Below are 4,475 nucleotides of genomic sequence, written 5' to 3'. Positions count from 1 at the left end.
CGACGGTTATACTCCGCCTCGCTAAAAGGAAGCCCGGGCGCCAAGCTCGACTGAGTGTTCGCCATTACCTCTCCTCCGCTCCCGTCGTTGTGCTTAGATGGTCAACTGCCGGGTGGTTTGCGTCAAACACAGTTTGTGTATTGTTAACATCTCGCAGTGAGATGGCCGTGTGAGTGAAGTCCAAGCCTATGAAATATTAGTTTCATTGGGTTAACATCTTGAACCTGCTTAAGGGCTGCCTCTCTTCGACCGCTCACAATCAATCTATTTCGTTTGTATCACAGCCGCAAAAGTGGATTAGGGCGGCGTTCTACCTTGGCCGCCGGTCTCTGCCCGGTGGGCAGACACCACTCCCGGAAAATCAATTCGGATCCTTCGGGAAAGGCTGCATGCTCTGGGGTCAATCGGTTCAGCCGGTTCGCAGGCCGCCGGCACGGCAAATCATCTTCATATCGCGTGCGTGGCCGGGGTTTTGTGCTCCGTTGTTCGTTGACAGGAGTCGAAGATAGTCTCTCAACGTTTTTTAGTAACTGCCAGATCTGGTGGCTTGCCGCTGGCCACGATGTGGCGGCACCGCCACCTCGGCGAGAAGCGAGTGTAGGCGGTATGATAATGCTAGTGCATTTCCTGCAAACTGCGAAACTACTGCAGTGGACGTATGACCGCACTGCCTCTCCGAAGTGCGGTGCGATCTTGCCCATTGGCTGGCCAACTAGATGTTTGATCCCAGATTTTGATGGTTCATCATCGTCCGAATCAAAGGATGCGCTATGGGCCAGGTTCTTCATGGGAGCGCCACGACGACAGAGGCGGTTCGTCGAGCGATACAGCATAGTCAAGAGAGCCTGAGAGCGCTGGCGAAGCGGTACGGGATCAACCAGAAGACTGTTGCCAAATGGCGGGAACGGACCTCGGTGGCCGATGGGACTGTCAGGAATTCTGTGCGCGAGGCCGGTTTCGTCATTGGCTGACGAACTTTTCGCCGAAGACGACGGCGAACTGGGTTTTGGCCTCGAACCACTCGCGCGGAGGTCGTTTCCAATCCTTGGCGCGTGGTTCAGGACCAGATATAACAGTTTCATTGCCGCGTCGTCATTGGGGAAATGGCCTCGGGTGCGGACGGCGCGGCGCAGTTTCGAGTTCAGCGCCTCGATCGCGTTCGTAACCGGTATGGTCATGACGGTGCCACCTGATCCCCGCTGAGATGAAAGGCTTTCGGCGTATGGTGCGACCATCCGGGACAGGGGCACCGGGAGCACGCCAAGTACGGGCAGGCCGATGTATTCGATGAGCTGCGAGCTCGCGTTAGTAGCTGGCCGCCCCTGCGACCTGCCCGGTTGCGCCGAGAGCGCGGATCCGTAGGTGTCGCGTCGCCCGCCGGCTCCCGACTGTTTGAGGAGGAGCCGATGAGACGCGTGATTGGGATGGACATCCACCGCACCTTTGCGGAGGTGGTGGTTTGGGAAGATGGCCAACTGCGCCATCACGGACGGGTCGACATGACCCGCTCGGGACTGGAAGGCTTCGGCCGCAGTTGCGACGAATGGATGAGGTTGTCGTCGAAGCTACGGGCAACGCCATGGCAGTGGTGCGGGTTCTGTCGCCCTATTGCCAGCGGTTTTCTGCCGGCGGTCTGGGTTCCCGATGAGCGGACGGAGCGGCTTCGCCGCTTCGTCACGCGGCGCAACCAGGTCGTGCGGCATCGCACGCGCGTGAAGAACGAGGTGCATGGATTCCTGCAGGCGCACCTCGTGCCGAAGTGCCCGCATGCCGATCTGTTCAACCGTCGGGGTCGCGCCTGGCTCGAGCGGCAGGTGCTTCCCGACGACGAGCGGGCCGCTATCGCTCGCCACATCCGCGAGATCGACCGCCTGGCCGAGGATCTGGCTGACCTCGATCGGGAGATCGCCCGGGAAGCGGTTGATGATGTGCAAGTCCGGCGTCTTCAGACGATCACCGGCGTCAATGCCATCGTCGCGAGCGGTATCATCGCCGCCGTCGGCGACATCCGGCGGTTCCGCGAACCGCAGAAGCTGGTGAGCTACTTCGGCCTCAATCCTCGTGTGCGTCAATCCGGTCTTGGCTTGGCGCAATATGGCCGGATCAGCAAACATGGGCGTTCCCATGCCCGCGCCATGCTGGTCGAGGCCGCCTGGGCGGCGGCGAAGGCGCCCGGACCGCTCAGGGCTTTCTTCCTGCGCATCCGCAACAAGCGCGGCCATCAGGTCGCAGCCGTGGCGCTCGCCCGCAAGCTCGCCGTGTTGATCTGGCATCTGCTGACAAAGGAGCAGGACTACTTCTGGGCTCGCCGGCGCTGGTGGCGGCAAAGCAGAGGCAGCTCGCTCTCAAGGCTGGCGCGCCGGGCGAGCGCGGTGTCGGTCGCCGCGGTTCGGCTTACGCCTACAACGTGAAGGAGTTGCGAAACAGCGAGAAAGCCGCGGCCGAGAATGCCGAACGTGCCTACGAGCTGATGGTTCGGCATTGGCGGTCACTAGGGCCGAAGCGGCGCACGGACGCCACAAACGAGGAACGACTATAACGGCTGCGCGGCGGCGCTCTCATCCTCTCACGCCGCTCTTTGCCACGTGGTCGTCCGTGCCAGGCGAACATAACATAAGCAAATATCCCGGTGCGACAGTCATCGCCCCGGTCCACTCCAGAAAGGCGCCGTGCTCGACGCAGTCAAGGCGTGGCCTGGAAACCTCGCAGCCGGCCATGGCGCCATCGCACCGGCCAGCCTTGACTGCGTCTCGACACGCTCGCATGGGAAATCCTGTGGGCCGGGACGAAGAAACACGCTCACCTGAGCCGAACAAATAAACGCACAGGAGTCGAGAAAGCCGAAATCACGCTTGTCGATGTCATCCGTGGTGTAGATGATCCGGCGCACGCTTTCGGGGAAGGCGAAGAACGGCACCACGTGTTGCCAGTTGCGCCGCCAGCTCTGGGTGATCGCCGGATACCGCTGGCCCCAGTAGCCGGCTTCGAATTCCTCCAGGGCCTTCATGCCGGCTTCGGCATCCTTTGCCCGGTAGATCGCGCGCAGCGCCGGCACGACCGGCTTGCGATCCTTCCACGACACGAACTCCAGCGAATGGCGGATCAGATGCACGATGCAGGTTTGGACCACGGTCTGGGGGAAGACGGCGTTGATCGCCTCGGGGAAGCCCTTCAGGCCGTCGACGACGGCGATCAAGACGTCGGCGACGCCACGGCTCTTCAGCTCGTTCATGACGCGCAGCCAGAACTTGGCGCCCTCGGTCTGCTCGATCCAAATGCCGAGGATCTCCTTCGTGCCGTCCGGCAGGATGCCGAGCGCGATGTAGACGGCCTTGTTGCGCACGAAGCCCTCGTCCCTGATCTTGACCCGGATCGCATCGAAGAAGACGAGCGGATAGATCGCATCCAGCGGGCGGTTCTGCCACTCGGCCACTTCCTCCAGGACGGCGTCGGTGACGGCCGAGATCAGTTCCGGCGACACGTCGATGCCGTAGAGCTCCTCCAGATGGCCGCGGATCTCGCGCACCGTCATGCCGCGCGCCTACATGGAGATGATCTTGTCGTCGAAATCGGGAAAGCGGCGCTGGTATTTGGCGATCAGCTTCGGATCGAAGATCCCGGCCCGGTCGCGCGGGATCGACAGCGTCATCTTCGACGTGCCCGTCAGAACCGACTTCCTCGAATGGCCGTTGCGGCGATTGGCGCTGCCGTCGGTGCGGTCGTCCTCGAGGTGCTCGTCGAGTTCAGCGTTCAGAATCCGTTCCGAAAGCGCCTCAGGTCGTCGAGCAATCCGTCCTTGGCAAACACCTCATTCGGATCGCGGCCGGCAAGCAGTTGGTCCAGAAGTTCCTTCTCGATAGCCATGTGATGATTCTCTCCTTTCCATCATCATGGCCTCGCGCACAGAATTCCTGACAGTCCCGTGGACGATGTGCCGACCGGTCCGAGAGAGCCTAGATCGACGGTGCTCTTGCCCGAGGAGGAGGCCGTCATCGTCCCCTTCCGGCGCTACACTCTGTTGCCACTCGATGACTGCCTCTACGCCTTACAAGCGACGATCCCACACGACGCGCTCGTCACTGCATCGCTGCCTGCAGCGCCACGGCATCAGCCGCCTGCGGACGTAGAAGGTGACAAGCCGGCGAAGAAGAAGTTCAAGAGCCATCCGATCGGCTACTTCCACATCGACGTCGCCGAGGTGCGCACCGAACAGGGCAAGCTGCACATGTTCGTCGCCATTGATCGCACCTCGAAGTTCCCCTTCGTGGAAACGGCCACCACCGCCATATCGAGAGACTTCCTGCTGCGCCTGATCGCGGCCGTTCCCTACAAGATCCACGCCGTCCTCACCGACAACGTCCTAAGCGCGGAACGAAATGGAGCCTGCAGTCAAGGTCTCTCTGTTCGTCAGCATGCCCTTGCTGCGTGACGTTGGTCAAGTCGTCGAACCAGGCGGCTTCCACCGGCAAGGGAAA

Annotated in this window: 1 protein-coding gene and 4 pseudogenes; 3 read left to right on the top strand and 2 right to left on the bottom strand. The window is 61.5% G+C overall.

Annotated elements, in window-relative coordinates; translation table 11 throughout:
* Window positions 1-770 precede the first annotated feature (770 nt).
* A pseudogene (locus tag EN852_RS34400) lies at window positions 771-923 on the top strand (IS481 family transposase); the annotation flags it as partial.
* A 37-nt stretch (window positions 924-960) separates the two neighbouring features.
* Here the strand turns inward: EN852_RS34400 and EN852_RS34395 are convergent.
* Window positions 961-1,163, bottom strand: a pseudogene (locus EN852_RS34395) (transposase); the annotation flags it as partial.
* 261 nt (window positions 1,164-1,424) lie between these two features.
* Between EN852_RS34395 and EN852_RS34390 the strand changes: the two are divergent.
* Complete coding sequence (locus tag EN852_RS34390) at window positions 1,425-2,411, top strand: IS110 family transposase (RefSeq protein WP_348628729.1); 987 nt, start codon at window positions 1,425-1,427, stop codon at window positions 2,409-2,411.
* Window positions 2,412-2,854: 443 nt separating this feature from the next.
* Here the strand turns inward: EN852_RS34390 and EN852_RS34385 are convergent.
* A pseudogene (locus tag EN852_RS34385) lies at window positions 2,855-3,864 on the bottom strand (IS256 family transposase); the annotation flags it as partial.
* Between the two features lie 76 nt (window positions 3,865-3,940).
* Between EN852_RS34385 and EN852_RS34380 the strand changes: the two are divergent.
* Window positions 3,941-4,357 (top strand): annotated as a pseudogene (locus tag EN852_RS34380) (IS481 family transposase); the annotation flags it as partial.
* Window positions 4,358-4,475: the final 118 nt, after the last annotated feature.

Origin of the sequence: Mesorhizobium sp. M2E.F.Ca.ET.209.01.1.1 (genome assembly GCF_004010375.2) — a bacterium.
Lineage (GTDB): Bacteria > Pseudomonadota > Alphaproteobacteria > Rhizobiales > Rhizobiaceae > Mesorhizobium.
The sequence above is the reverse complement of the archived record's forward strand: the minus strand, read 5'-3'. Positions and strand labels throughout refer to the sequence as shown.

Excerpts from the sequence above, each read along its gene's own strand:
- EN852_RS34390 (WP_348628729.1), top strand. The coding sequence starts at position 1,425 with ATGGACATCCACCGCACCTTTGCGGAGGTGGTGGTTTGGGAAGATGGC.